Source organism: Streptomyces sp. NBC_00005, from assembly GCF_045160215.1.
Classification (GTDB): Bacteria; Actinomycetota; Actinomycetes; order Streptomycetales; family Streptomycetaceae; genus Streptomyces.
Map to the genome: position 1 here is coordinate 187769 of NZ_CP108316.1, position 12404 is coordinate 200172.

A 12404-nucleotide genomic window follows, 5' to 3' on the forward strand; every position below is an offset into this window, starting at 1 on the left:
ACCTTTGCCGGGAGCGTGACCGGAGGCAGAGCCGGGGTTCGTCGCGTTCAGCAGTCGATGGTGATGGAGGCTCCCGCGACGCGGGAGACGCAGGCGCACATGGCTCGGCTCTCCGCGCGCTGACGTTCCGAGAGGAACACGTCCCGGTGATCGACCTTGCCGGCCACGTCGAGTATCGAAACCCTGCACAGGCCGCACTCGCCTCGGCGGCAGTCGTACATCATCTCCACCCCAGCGCTCTCGAGGGCGTCCAGGAGGCTCGTGCCGACGGGCACGTCGAAGCTCAGCCCGCGTGCGGGAACCTCCACGCGGAAGGGTGCCGCGGGGAGGGCTCCGCTCGTGCCGAACGTCTCGAAGCGGAGCCCGCCGGGTGGCCTCGCGGCGCGCTCCCAGGCTGCTCGTACGGCCGACAGCAGCCCCATCGGGCCGCAGACGTACAGCACTCCCCCGTCGGGGACGGAGGCGACGACCTCGTCCGGGTCGACCAGGTCACCGTTGCTGTCCTCGAAGACCCGGACCCTGCCGAGGTGTTCGTGCTCGAGGTCCTCGACGAAGGCCATGTGGTCGCGGGACCGGCCGGCGTAGACGAGCTGGTAGTCGGCGCCTCCGATACGGAGGGCACGGGCGAGCCCGACGATGGGTGTGACACCGATGCCGCCGGCGAGGAGCACGCTCGGCAGGCGCCCCGGGCTGAGCGGGAACTCGTCGATCGGGCCGGCGAAGGTGATCTCCGAGCCGGGGAGCAGGTCGTGCATCCACCGCGATCCTCCGCGGCCGTCCTGCTGGAGGCGTACGGCGATGCGGAGCAGGCCGTCGTCGTGGCCGTGGTCGACCAGCGAGTACGAGCGCAGCTCGGGCCCGCCCGGCATGGGGACGGTGATGTCGATATGACTGCCCGGAGGGACCGACTGAACCGGCCTGGACGGGCGCAGCACCAGTTCGACGATGTCCGGCACGATCTCGGTACGTCCCATCACGACCGCGGTGTCGGCCGTGCCGCCATGCGGGCCGGAACCGGGGAGCGGCGTCGAGGTGTCGGCGATGTTCGTCATGCCGTCTCCCTCGTCGTGGCCGCGACGGCGGCCAGGCGGCTCGGGGGTGTGCGGTCCCGGCCCTGCTCCCGTGCGACCTGCGCGTCCAGGATCCGGCGCACCCACATCCCGCCGACGTCGATGTTGAGGTTGTAGAACTCGTGTCCCGGGTTGGCCTCGATCCCCCGCTGCTGCGCATTGAGCATCTCGGTGTCCTGGCCGAAGACCCGTGACACGCTGCTGCGGAGCAGGGTGGTCAGGCTCTGGTCGTGGAGATGGTAGTTGCGGGTGAAAGCCCAGAAGTAGTGGCAGGTGCCGGCCGCAGCGGGTGTCACCGTGTTGAGCACGTAGCCGTTGACGCCGGCGCTCCGGTCGCCTTCCGGCGCACCGGTTCCGGTCGGCGCGACACCGACATCGATGGTGATCGTCGAGGGAGCGGTGTAACGGATGACCTGCCACCGGGCGACGGGCCCGTCGTAGCTGGGGTTCTTGCGGCGCATCTGCATGCCGAGGAAGGGGGGCGCCTCGATTCCATGCATCCACCGGGTGAGCGTGACGGAATGGTCGTCGTGGGCCACGTCGGGTTCGGCTTCGGAGAGCTCGTCGCTGGCGAGGCTGTCCGCGTGGAGGAACTGCTCGTGGGTGAGGTCCATGAGGTTGTCGAGGACCAGCCTGTAGTCGCAGTCGAGGGTGATGCTCTCACCGTCCCCGGCCCACTGCGGATCGTCGTTCCAGTGCAGGTCGGGGACGAGATCGGGGTCGGCCGCCGCGGGGTCGCCCAGCCAGACCCAGACGAACCTGTGCCGCTCCACCACCGGGTGGGAAGCGACCGCGGCGGACGGGTTGAGGGTCTCCTGCGCGGGCATCCGGGTGCAGCGGCCGTTGGGTCCGTAGGCGAGACCGTGATAGCCGCAGACGACGTCGTCACCGTGCAACTCCCCCATCGACAACGGCACGAGACGGTGCCAGCAGGCATCGGCGAGCGCGACCGGCTCCCCCGCGCCGGTTCGATAGAAGACGAGCGGGCGCTCGCAGATGGTACGCGGCAGCAGGCTACGGCCCACTTCGGTGTCCCATGCCGCGGCGTACCAGGCATTCAGCGGGAACATGACGGTCCTTCTCCTTTTTGCTTCGGTCTGGATGCGCTCTCGTCGGAGACCGAGAACAGCGCGGAGCGCGTGCGGGTCAGTGCTCCGGCGGCCGGACGACGCGGTTCTCGGGTGGCTCGACGCCGTCGACGCGCATCCGGGACCGTTCCCGGTGCGTCGACTCCGCATCGACGTCGTACTCGCGAGGACGGGTGCCGGGGCGGACGACGACCCCGTAGTCGTGCTTGGCGCTGTCGATGCCGACGTAGCCTGCGCGCACGTCGGTGAGGACCTCGTCGACGGGGCGGTCGCGCGGGTCGCCGTAGCCGCCGCCACCGCCGGTGCTCACGGTGTAGGCGTCGCCCTCGCCGAGAGCGAAGCCGTCGAGCTTGGCATTGGGGAAGGTCTCGGTCGTCCCGTCGTGGCGCTGGACGGCGATGCCGTTCGGTGCGGCGTCGCGGCCGCCGGCGAGGCCCCAGGGGGCCTGGTGGGACCGCTCGAGGAACGAGTTGAGCCGGCCGGGGGTGAAGGTGCGGAAGACGACCTCGGTGCCCAGGCCGCCGCGCCGTCGGCCCGGGCCGCCGGAGTCGGGGCGCAGACTGTAGCGCTCGATGATCTGGCCCGGGTGCTTCGCCTCGACCGCCTCGACGGGTGTGTTGTGGGTGTCGCCGTCGTTGACGCAGATCGTGGCTGACTCACCGTCCTTGTCGGGGGTCGCGCCCCAGCCGCCGCCCTGCGGCCCGCCGAACAGCATGTAGAACGAACCCGTGCGGTGGTCCACACCGTAGAGGTTGGTGATCGCCAGGTCGGCGTGGTGCCCGGCGATGCCGCCGCCGGGGATCACGTCCGCCAGTGCGCGGAAGACACAGTCGACGACGGTCATCGGGTACGTCATCCACCAGCGCATCGCCGCCGGCTTGCTGGCGCTGATCACGCGGCCGGGAGGGAGGTCGACGATCACCGGCCGGAAGGACCCCGCGTTGATCGGGAACAGCCCGGGTGAGGTGAGGCACTTGAAGGCGACCTGCGCGGCCGAGCGGCCCGCCGTGATCCCGGAGTTGAAGTAGCCCGCCACCTGGGGGCTGACCTCGCCCAGATCGATGGTCATCCGGTCACCGGACACCACGACGGAGACCTTGATCGGTACCGGGCGCCCGATGTCGACACCGTCGTCGTCCATGCACGCCTCGGCCGTGTAGGTGCCGTCCGGGATGGCGGCCACCGCCTGGCGGGCGAGGGTCTCGCTGCGGTCGTACATCTCCCGGATGCTGGCCAGCACGGCCCCGGTCCCGTATCGCCGGCACAGTGCCACCATGCGGCTCTCACCAGTGCGGATGGCGGCCACCTGGGCACGGAAGTCACCCATCGCCAGATCGGAGAAGCGGACGTTGTCCGCGATCAGCCGGGTGAGCTCGTCGTTCTGCTCGCCCCGCTTGAAGATCTTGACGATGGGCACCTGGATGCCCTCGGAGTAGATGTCGGTGGTGGTGGCACCCAGCACCCCGCCCACGTCGATCCAGTGCGCCATCGACGAGGCGAAGGCGACCAGCACACCGTCCACGAAGATCGGCATGGTGAAGATCATGTGGTTGAGGTGGCTGCCCATGATGTCGGGGTCGTTGGTGAGGATGATGTCGCCTGGCTCGATGCCGTCCGGCCCGTAGAACTCGAGCTTCGCCTTGACCGCGTCGGACAGCCCGCCCACGAACATCGGCAGCCCGAGCCCGATGGAGATGGTCTCGCCCGTGGCGTCGAACAGGCCGACCGTGAAGTCCTGGGCCTCGTAGATGATGAGGTTGTAGGCCGTCCGCATGAGATTCGTCTTCATCTCGTCGGTGATGGACACCAGGGCGCCGCGGATGATCTCCGCGGTGATCGGGTCCACCTGCGAGGCCGCGGGGTCGCAGGCCGGGGTTTCGACCGTGCCGATGGTGTCGACGGTGCCGGCGGCGTTCGGGTCGCGGGTCACTGTCCTCCTCCGATCGTGAGCAGCAGGTTGCCGTACCCGTCGACCTCGGCGAGGTCGCCCGGGCGGAGCAGGGTGGTGGCGGTGCCCTCCTCGATGACCGCCGGGCCGGTGAGCTGGTTGTCGGCCAGCAGGCCGGAGCGCTGGAAGACCGGGGTGCGCAGCGCGCCGTGGCCCGGGAAGACGACGTCGCGTTCGCCGGTGCGGGCTGCCCCCTCCGGTTCGGTGAACCCGGTTGCGATCTTCGTGAGCTCGGGGCGAGGGAGCGCGCCGACCGCGGACACGCGCAGGCTGACGATCTCGGCGGGCTCGTCGGGTGCGCTGTGGCCGAACCGCTCGCGGTGCTCGTCGTCGAACCGGGCCTTCAGCGCGGCGATCGCGCTCCCGTCGGTGAGCGGCGGGAGCGTGACCGTCACGGCGTGCTCCTGGCCCACGTAGCGCATGTCGGCGGCGCGTACGAAGGAGACTTCCCGGAATTCGACCCCGCCGTCGAGGAGCTTGGTGTGGCAGGCCTGCTCGAGCTCCCGCAGCTTCGACTCGAGGTGGCCCTCGTCGAGCCCGTCCAACCGGCGGATGTCGGTGAACACGACATCGTGGCGCAGGTCGGCCATGAGCATGCCGAGGGCGGAGAAGACCGCCGGGTAGGGCGGGATCACCACGCGCCTGACGCCGAGCTCGCGGGCGATGAGCGAGATGTGCAGCGGACCGTTGCCTCCATAGGCGAACAGCGCGAAGTCACGCGGATCCAGGCCTCGCTCGGTGGTGACCGCACGGACGGCGTTGGCCATGCTCGCCGCGGCGATCGCGAGGATCCCGGCCGCCGCCTCGATCGTGTCCAGCCCCAGCGTGGCCGCCACCGCTGCGACGGCTTCGTGCGCCGCGGCTCCGTCCAGCTGAAGCCCACCGGAGAGCTGCCCCTGTGCCGGCAGGTAGCCGAGCACGACGGATGCGTCGGTCACTGTCGGCTGGGTCCCGCCCCGGCCGTAGCAGGCGGGGCCGGGTGCGGCACCGGCGCTGCGCGGCCCGACGTGGATGGCGGCCGCCTCGTCGAGCCAGGCGATGCTCCCGCCACCCGTCCCGACCTCCACGATGTCGAGGACGGGAACGCGCATCGGCAGGCCCTCGGCGTAGCCGCCGACGAAGTAGTCGCTGGCCTGGGGAAACGTCAGGTTCCGGATCACCGAGGCCTTCGCCGTGGTGCCGCCCATGTCGAAGGCGATCGCCTGGTCGTAGCCGAGGGTGCGGCACACGTCGATGGTGCCCACCACTCCGCCCGCCGGGCCTGACTCCATCATCTGGATCGGCTGCCGACGGGCGGTGCCGACGTCGCAGAGCCCACCGTTGGACTGCATGATCGTCAGCACCGGCGCGCTCCCGTCCGGGCGCCGCAGGGCGTCGTCGAGGCGGCTGAGGTAACGGCTCACTCGCGGGCCGACGAACGCGTTCGCCGCCACGGTGGAGGTCCGCTCGAACTCGCGGTACTCCCGGGAGATGTCACTGGAGATGCTGACGTAGACGTCCGGGCACTCCTCGCCGAGGATCTCCGCCATGCGCTGCTCGTGAGCCGGCTCGCGATAGGAGTGCAGGAAGGCCACGGCCACCGCCTCCACTCCGGACTCGCGCACCTCCCGGGCCACGGCGCGGGCCGCGGATTCGTCGAGCGGCGAGCGCACCGTGCCCTGTGCGGTGATCCGCTCGGGCGCCTCCCACACGAGCTCGCGGGGCACCAGGGGCCGGTGCTTGCGGAACGACAGGTTGAAGGCGTCCGGCCGGTTGATCCGCCCGATCTCGTAGACATCGCGGAAGCCCTCGGTGGTGACGAGGGCGGTCCGGGCGCCGTGCCGTTCGATGAGCGCGTTGATGACCACGGTGCTGCCGTGGATCAGCATCCCGGTCTGGTCGATCCCGGTGCCGGACAGCGACAAGCCGGAAAGGATCCCCTGGATGAGGTCGTCGGGCGTGCTCAGGGTCTTGCCGAGCGTGATCTCGCGGCTCTCGTGGACGTAGGACACGACGTCGGTGAATGTGCCACCGATGTCGACGGCGACGCGGCGTCCCATGGGCCTTGTCCTTCCGTGGACGTACGCCGGCTTGCGCGGCCGGCTCGGGTGGTGATCAGGTGCAGCGGTGCTGCTGGAGGAACTCCCGGACCCAGCGGTCGAAATGGGCACGGCCGGCCGCGGCCGCCTGCGCACGGCGCTTCCCTGGGCGGACGAGCGAGAGGGACCGCCAGTCACCCTGCAGGTGGGGGTCGGGAGCGTGGTGACGTTCGACCACGATCTGCCCGCATTCGTCGAGTTCGGCGACGGCCGCCTCGAACGTCCGGTCATCGAGGCCGGTGAGAGCGCGGGCCTGCGGCGCGAAGAGCGTGCCTTCGACGGAGTCGGAGAGCGCGGTGAGGACCATGTTCACGGCGCGGCTCGGGCCGGTCATCGGTTGCGTCACCATCGGCCGGTGCACACCTTCCCCCCAGGGGGCAGCGGCGCCTCCCAGGTCACCGACGACGCTAGGCAGCAAGTCGACATGAGTCCAATGAATGATGGCAATACTTGGCAATCACTGCGTTGATGAAACCGCCCTGATCAGCTGTTTTCGCAGCCACGCCCGCCCAGGGTCGCCGGCTGTGCGCGGGTTCCACACCAGATCGATCCCGAGCGTCGGCAGGGGGATGGGCGGCTCCATCACGCGTAGCCCGCTCTGCGCTGCCACTCGCTGAGCCAGCCGGCGCTGCAGCAGCGCGACCATCGGCGTGCCGCTCAGCACTGAGGGGATCATCAGGAACTCGAAGACGACGATCTGCACGTAGAGATCGGGGATCAACTCGGCGAGAGCCTGCTGCGCGCCGACCCGGCCCCCTTCCCACTCGAACACCACGTGAGGCAGCCGGGCGAGGTCGTCGACGGTCAGCGTCGCGCCGATGCGGTCGTTGTCCGCGTCGGCGACCACGACCCAGTCCTCCTGGTAGAGCCGCTCCCTCGGCAGCGTGGTCGCCACGACGTCCGGCAGCAGCACCACGTCCGCGGTCGACTCGCTGAGGGTGAGGACCATCGAGGGGTCAAACGCCTCCACATGCAGGCGAACGCCCGGTGCGGACGCGGCGAGAGTGGCGCTCAAGGCGGGAAGGACGGTCAAGGCCGCGGCGCTGGCCGCCGCGATGCGGAAGGTGCGGTCCGAGGTCGCCGGATCGAACGTCGGAGGAGTGAGTACCTGGTTGGTCGCGGTCTCCAGGATCAGGTTGACCGGCGCGATGAGTGCGTCGGCGCGCGCGGTGAGCACATACTCGCGGCCGACGCGGACGAGGAGCTCGTCGCCGAGCGTGCGTCGCAGCCGCCCCAGGGCGTTGCTCATGGCCGGCTGTGTCAGCCCGACAGCCTGGGCGGCGCGCGTGACACTGCGATGCTCGAGAAGGGCGGCGAGCATCGGGAGCAGGTTGAGGTCGACGCGATGCAGGCCGGTCACGGGACTCGTCGGCCGCGAGAAGCTATTCACTCCATCTATATATCGCATGGACAACAGTCATTCGACTGATTCTCGGAGAGTGATTACCGTCCTGGCTGTCGATATGTCCAGGTCGACACCCTCCCGCCCTGACAGACGATGTCCGGGCGGCGCTCTCAACGAGGAGAGTCCATGGCTGACGCAACGTCCACACGGGATCCAGGCACCGGTGGCGTTCCCACGAGCACCTGCGACGCGAGCCTCATCGCCGCTCGCCTCGATCGCATTCCTCCGAACTCCTTCCATGGACGTCTGGCGGGGCTCCTGGCCGTCGGCGGCTTCTTCGACGCGTTCGACGCCGTATCCATCGCCGTCATGCTCACCGTCCTCACCGACTACTTTCACATCGGCTTCGCCGACGCGGGCCTGATCGTCAGTGCGGGTTACGTGGGTCAGAGCGCCGGCGCGCTCATCGCCGGCGCTCTGGCCGAGAAGCTGGGACGCCGCAAAGCGTTCATCTTCTCGCTTGTCGCCTTCGGCCTGCTGTCGATCGGGGCCGCCTTGGCCTGGAGTTACACCAGCCTGCTGGTGTTCCGTATGGTCCAGGGCCTGGGGCTCGGCGCCGAGGTGCCCCTAGGGGGCACTCTGATGAACGAGTTCCTCAGCCGCCGGCACCGCGGGCGCATCGGCCTGATCTACCAGTCCGCTTTCCCCTGGGGGCTCTTCGCCGCGCCGCTCGTGGGTGTCGTCCTGCTCGGCGAGCTCGGTCCGCGGGACGGGTGGCGCTGGCTGTTCGCCATCGGGGCATTGCCGCTGCTCGCCGCTGCGGCGGCGTGGCGCTGGCTGCCCGAGTCGCCGCGCTGGCTGGCCGAGCACGGCCGAACCGCGGCGGCCGACGTCATCGTGTCCCGGGTCGAGAAGGCCGCCGAGCGGCGCGGCCGCGTTCTGCCCGATCCCGAGCCGATCCCGCCGCAGGTCGCCACCCGGCTGCGTCTGGCCGAGCTCTTTTCGGCCGACTACCGCCCCCGCACCCTGATGCTCTGGGCGACCTGGTTCGCCGCCTTCTTCATCACCTACGGCTTCACCGTCTGGTTGCCGACGCTCTACGTCAAGCTCGGCGGGCTGGCCACGTCCGTGTCGCTGGAGTTGACCCTGGTCACCAGCGCGGTCCAGATCGTCGTTGTCTACGTCGCGGCGTTCCTGATCGACCGCATCGGCCGCAAGCCGCTGCTCGTTGGTGGATTCGCCATCATGGCGGTGGGAACGGCCTTCGGCACGATCGGGGTCTCCGTCCTTCACCTGACAGCGTGGCCGGTGCTTTTCGCCGCGGGTGTCATCACCGCCATGGGCGCGAGCCTGCCCGCGACGATTCTCTACATCTACACCGCCGAGCTCTACCCGACTCGCATGCGGGCTTGGGGTTCGGCCACCGGAAGCTCTCTCGCCCGCTTCGCGAGCATCCTGTCCCCGCTCGTGATCAGCCAGATCCTGGCGGCCGGCGGGGGCGTGAGCTGGGTCTTCGGAAGTCTCCTGCTGGTCGCCGTGCTGGGCTTGGCCGTGCTGATCGGCTTCGGCGTCGAGACCCGCAACCGCACCCTCGAGGAGCTGGCCCGCTGAGCCGGGCACGTCGGCGCCGCCTCGTCCCGCTGTGCCGCACGAGGCGGCGCCACCTCGTCCCTGGGCCTGCCGGCGCCGCCTCGTGTGGCACCGGCACCGCTCCCGCGTCCTGCCGACCGGCAGCCGACGCGGCCATACGCACAGAACGGAAATCTTCGATGCCTGCAATCGAGACGGACAAGCACGAGCTTCGCGAGCTCGTCGAGAACTGGGCACTGTGGCGCGACGCAGGCGATTGGGAACGGTTCGCCACCGTGTGGCATCCCCTCGACGGCTGGATGACGGCCACCTGGTTCCAGGGTCCGGCGACGGACTTCATCGCCATCAGCCGGGAGGGCTTCGACAACGGCGTCAGCATCCTGCACTTCCTCGGAGGACACACCGCCGACGTCGTCGGCGACCGCGCCATCGCCCAGACCAAGATGACCATCAACCAGAGGGCCGCGGTCGACGGGGTCGAGGTCGACGTCGTCTGCACAGGACGCTTCTACGACTTCTGCGCACGCCACCAGGGCGCGTGGAAGATCGTGCGTCGGCAGCCGATCTACGAGAAGGACCGTCTCGACGTTGTCGATCCGTCCGCGACGCTCCATCTGGACCCCCAGCTGCTGAGCCGCTTCCCCGTCGGCTACCGCCATCTCGGCTACATGCAGACCAAGGCCGGCTTCACAGTGAAGACCGGGCTGCCGGGCCTGACGGGTGAGGTCGTGCAGCGCCTGTATGAGGAAGGCGCGAAGTGGCTGGCCGGCTCGAGCGCTCCGGGCGATCCTCACTGACCCGCTTCACCGACGTGCCGGCCGTGAAGACAACCCATTACAGCGAGGCCGCTACCCACGCGCTGCGACAGCGACGGCGGCAGCACGGAGCACCGGTTCCGCTGCCGAAGTGAACGTCGCCCCTCAATCCGGCCTTTCTCTGACCATCCGACCCGAAGGAACGGTCCCCATGCAATATTCAGAAAGTTCTGTCGATCGCCAACGTGTCGACGGCGAGGCGTCCGGTCCAGCCATGTTCTCCGAGCTGAACGCGCTCCGTGTGCCCGGCGAACCCACACGACGACTGACCGTGGGCATCTTCCCCGGCGCCGGCGGCGCCCATCTGTACCACGCCCTCGACTCCGGCTACTTCCAGCAGGCCGGACTGGAGGTGAACCTTGTCCAGGTCGTCTCCTCCGACCAGCAGATGGCCGGCTGGAACGACGGCAGCTACGACATCATGCACACCTCTCCCGACCACCTGCTGCGTGGGATCCTGAAGCGGGATCCGGTGGCCGTCCGGGCCGAGGGCATGGGCGAACTCGCCGTTCACCGGCGTCCCGGCGCACCGTTGCCAACGGACCGGTGGGCCGTCGACAACGCACAGAGCGCCTTCGCGTTCGTGCTTCGCGCCGTACTCGCCGACGTCGCCGACTCGCCGGTCACCGACAGCCAACTCGTCCCGGTCGGCGGAACTCTGCAGAGGTTCCAGGCGCTGCCGACAGGCGCCGTGGACGGGACCACACTCCATCCGCCCTTCGACGTCCTCGCCACTGAGAAGGGATACCCGCGTCTCGGCGGCCACCTTCAGGTCGCCCCCGACCTCATCACCAACGTGGTGGTCACTCCGCGCGGCACCGCCGGCACTTGGCATACCCGCGCCTACCTTGAGGTCTGCCGCATGAGCACTTCGGAACTACTGGCCTCCGGGGCGGACGGCATAGAGGCGGCTCTGGTACGGCACGGTTTGCCGACGGCCGCCGCCCGGGCCGCGGTCCCCGGCCTCCTCGGGCCCGCCGGACTGTCCACCTCACCCGATGTGACCCTGCGCGGCATGGAGGCGGTAGCCGACCTGCGCCGCCGCTTCACTCCTGCATGGCAGCCCTCCGGCCCGCTCGAGTCCCTGATCGCTGCCGACCAGGAGGGCTGACGCAGGCCGGTAGCGACCGCCATGGCCGGCAGCTGATCAGTCCGGGCCGATCCACTTGTACATGGCTCCCCTTCTACTGTGTGCGCGCATGTGTGCCGGTGAGTGGATACAGTGACACGACTGTTGAACCGGGTCGTGACGGGATTTGTGCCAGGGACTGGCCCGTGCTGCCTTCTCGCTCACTGGACCTGCATACACCTGGGTAGACTCCTGGCATGAGCAGGAGAAGCGACATGGCCGAGGGACAACAGTCGGCGGAGAGCGGAAGCGCGGCGCAAGTCCCATCCGAGCCGCCGGGCGGAACACCCGGTCAGGCCGGGGGCGGACGCCGACTGGCCCTTGACGTTCACGGACGGCTGCGGGACATGATCCTCAGCGGTGAGCTGCTTCCGGGGTCGGTGCTGCTCCAGGCCGAGATGGCACGGAACCTCGGCGTCAGCCGCACGCCGATGCGTGAGGCGTTCCGGCTGCTCCAGGAAGAAGGGCTCATCGACGCACAGCCCGATCAGCGAGCGAGGGTACGGGCAGTCGACCCCGAGGACCTGGACGGTGTCTACGGGGCTCGGATCATGCTCGAAACGCTTGCTGTGAGCATGACGGCCAAGTCGCTCGCGGCTGGGGACCTCGAGCGCATGGGCGTAGCACTGAAGCGCATGCAGGAACTGGCGGGCAACGACCAGCTGGACGAGTGGCACGCCGCGCACAAGGAGTTCCACCGCATCGCGACCCAGGCTGTGGGGCCGCATCTGCAGCGCATGCTCGCGTCGCTCGGCGAGCACAGCGAGCGCTACATCCGGCTGGCCCAGCTGGGCGTACCCAGCTCATGGGCCCGGGCGCGCACAGATCACGAAGCGCTGCTGGAGGCGCTGCGTCTGAGTGACCCGGACGAAGCGGCACGCGCGATCGCCCGGCACCTTGCGCGCACCGCTTTGAATGTGCTGGCCGACATCGCCCCGGAGTACGAACCCGTGGCCACGCGGACAGCGCTGGGGATCGCGGGTAACGGTCAGACCTGATACGGCGTCTGTCCGGCTGGTGATGCCTCTCCTGCGGGGGCTTGCCGCACGGCACGGATGACCCAGCACGTCGGTGAACTCACTGGGCGCGGGTGAACAGGCGCCCAGAAGGCGACCGCACCACGGGCATCCGGGAGCGGATGCCGCAGGCATTCCTGGACGCCCTGGAGCAGGAGTTCGGCTTCACAACGCCCACCAAGCGCGGGCTGGACTCGGTGGACGCCGTACGGGGGATGTACGAGAGGGGGCACCACGGGACCTCTCTTGGAGCCCCGTTCATACCGGCCGTGACGCCGAACGCCCCGCTCCGGCCGATTCGACCCGGTGGGGTGGAGGCCGGCGG

General features: G+C 69.4%; 10 protein-coding genes. 4 read left to right on the forward strand and 6 right to left on the reverse strand.

Annotated features, from left to right (window positions below; translation table 11 throughout):
- Positions 1-47: 47 nt before the first annotated feature.
- The 6 genes from OG303_RS00945 to OG303_RS00970 all read right to left on the reverse strand — a co-directional run bounded on the left by OG303_RS00945 (position 48) and on the right by OG303_RS00970 (position 7544).
- Positions 48-1052: a PDR/VanB family oxidoreductase gene (locus OG303_RS00945; protein ID WP_405863721.1), complete on the reverse strand. Its 1005-nt coding sequence runs from the start codon at positions 1050-1052 to the stop codon at positions 48-50.
- Positions 1049-2140, reverse strand: coding sequence for a Rieske 2Fe-2S domain-containing protein (locus tag OG303_RS00950; protein WP_405863723.1), 1092 nt, complete (start codon positions 2138-2140; stop codon positions 1049-1051). The genes OG303_RS00945 and OG303_RS00950 overlap by 4 nt, the downstream gene beginning before the upstream one ends.
- Before the next feature lie 76 nt (positions 2141-2216).
- Entirely contained in the window at positions 2217-4088 is a 1872-nt protein-coding gene (locus OG303_RS00955; RefSeq protein WP_405863725.1) for a hydantoinase B/oxoprolinase family protein, read from the reverse strand.
- Positions 4085-6145 carry a hydantoinase/oxoprolinase family protein gene (locus tag OG303_RS00960; protein ID WP_405863727.1) on the reverse strand — a complete coding sequence of 687 codons (2061 nt, stop codon included), beginning with the start codon at positions 6143-6145 and terminating at the stop codon, positions 4085-4087. Before OG303_RS00960 ends, OG303_RS00955 begins: the two co-directional genes overlap by 4 nt.
- A gap of 55 nt (positions 6146-6200) precedes the next feature.
- Entirely contained in the window at positions 6201-6533 is a 333-nt protein-coding gene (locus tag OG303_RS00965) for a hypothetical protein (protein ID WP_405863729.1), read from the reverse strand.
- 108 nt (positions 6534-6641) lie between these two features.
- Complete coding sequence (locus tag OG303_RS00970) at positions 6642-7544, reverse strand: LysR family transcriptional regulator (RefSeq protein WP_405863731.1); 903 nt, start codon at positions 7542-7544, stop codon at positions 6642-6644.
- Between the two features lie 171 nt (positions 7545-7715).
- On the opposite strand from OG303_RS00970, the gene OG303_RS00975 reads away from it, so the two are divergent.
- The 4 genes from OG303_RS00975 (at position 7716) to OG303_RS00990 (ending at position 12061) form a co-directional block, all read left to right on the forward strand.
- Positions 7716-9140 (forward strand): MFS transporter, encoded by a 1425-nt coding sequence (locus OG303_RS00975; protein WP_405863733.1) that lies wholly within the window; start codon positions 7716-7718, stop codon positions 9138-9140.
- Positions 9141-9298: 158 nt separating this feature from the next.
- Positions 9299-9916 carry a nuclear transport factor 2 family protein gene (locus OG303_RS00980; protein WP_405863735.1) on the forward strand — a complete coding sequence of 206 codons (618 nt, stop codon included), beginning with the start codon at positions 9299-9301 and terminating at the stop codon, positions 9914-9916.
- 232 nt (positions 9917-10148) lie between these two features.
- On the forward strand, positions 10149-11045 hold the full coding sequence (locus OG303_RS00985) for an ABC transporter substrate-binding protein (protein ID WP_405863737.1): 897 nt from the start codon (positions 10149-10151) through the stop codon (positions 11043-11045).
- 215 nt (positions 11046-11260) lie between these two features.
- Positions 11261-12061, forward strand: coding sequence for a GntR family transcriptional regulator (locus tag OG303_RS00990; protein WP_405863739.1), 801 nt, complete (start codon positions 11261-11263; stop codon positions 12059-12061).
- The last annotated feature ends 343 nt before the right edge of the window (positions 12062-12404 follow it).

Coding starts and splice junctions, on each gene's coding strand:
- OG303_RS00990 (WP_405863739.1), top strand. CDS start 11,261: ATGAGCAGGAGAAGCGACATGGCCGAGGGACAACAGTCGGCGGAGAGC.
- OG303_RS00960 (WP_405863727.1), bottom strand. CDS start 6,145: ATGGGACGCCGCGTCGCCGTCGACATCGGTGGCACATTCACCGACGTC.
- OG303_RS00965 (WP_405863729.1), bottom strand. CDS start 6,533: ATGGTGACGCAACCGATGACCGGCCCGAGCCGCGCCGTGAACATGGTC.
- OG303_RS00975 (WP_405863733.1), top strand. CDS start 7,716: ATGGCTGACGCAACGTCCACACGGGATCCAGGCACCGGTGGCGTTCCC.
- OG303_RS00950 (WP_405863723.1), bottom strand. CDS start 2,140: ATGTTCCCGCTGAATGCCTGGTACGCCGCGGCATGGGACACCGAAGTG.
- OG303_RS00980 (WP_405863735.1), top strand. CDS start 9,299: ATGCCTGCAATCGAGACGGACAAGCACGAGCTTCGCGAGCTCGTCGAG.
- OG303_RS00985 (WP_405863737.1), top strand. CDS start 10,149: ATGTTCTCCGAGCTGAACGCGCTCCGTGTGCCCGGCGAACCCACACGA.
- OG303_RS00945 (WP_405863721.1), bottom strand. CDS start 1,052: ATGACGAACATCGCCGACACCTCGACGCCGCTCCCCGGTTCCGGCCCG.